1 protein-coding gene is annotated in these 901 nt (G+C 49.2%); it reads left to right on the forward strand.

Going from position 1 to position 901, the window contains the following annotated elements:
- Positions 1–901, forward strand: a 901-nt coding sequence (locus A3751_RS19950) for a glutamate synthase central domain-containing protein (RefSeq protein ID WP_255376108.1), incomplete at both ends; no start/stop codon positions are given.

Raw genomic sequence — 901 nt, forward strand, 5'->3', positions numbered from 1 at the left:
GCAAGCGGTGCGTGACGGAAATGTGATTATCGTTCTGTCAGACAGAGATATTGAACAAGGCAAGTTGCCGGTGAATGCGTTTATGGCGACCGGTGCTGTACACCATCATTTGGTGGAACAAGGACTGCGTTGCGATGCCAATATCATTGTCAAAACAGGCTTTGCTCGCGATCCGCATCATTTTGCAGTGTTGTTTGGTTTTGGTGCGACGGCGGTCTATCCGTATTTGTCTTATCAAATCATTAACGACCTCATCGAGAGTGGTGAGATGTTAATGGACCCGATTGAAGCGAAGAACAACTATCGCAAGGGGATTGGTAAAGGGCTTCTCAAAATTCTTTCGAAGATGGGCATTTCCACAATTGCATCGTATCGTGGCGCGCAGTTGTTTGAGTCTGTTGGTCTAGCGGATGATGTTGTTGATCTTTGTTTCAAAGGGGTCGCTAGCCGAATTAAGGGAGCGGACTTTGAGGATCTCCAAGCCGAGCAGGAACTGCTTGCGAAGGAAGCTTGGAAGGCGCGCAAGTCGATTCAGCCAGGTGGTCTTCTTAAATACGTGCATGGTCAAGAGTACCATGCCTTCAATCCTGATGTAGTCAATACGGTTCAGCGTGCAGTTGAGAGTGGCGATTACGGCATCTACAAAGAATATGCAGAGCTTGTAAACAAGCGCCCCGCTGCAACTTTGCGGGATCTATTTGTGGTTAGCGCCAATGCCAAAGAAATTCCTTTGAGCGAAGTCGAACCAGTAGAGAATATCTTTCCGCGTTTTGACTCTGCCGCGATGTCTTTGGGCGCTCTGTCGCCGGAAGCGCATGAGGCTCTAGCTGTTGCAATGAATACGTTGGGAGGTCGCTCTAACTCTGGTGAGGGTGGTGAGGATGTCGCCCGATATGGGACT

It is taken from the genome of Oleiphilus sp. HI0080 (assembly GCF_001635135.1).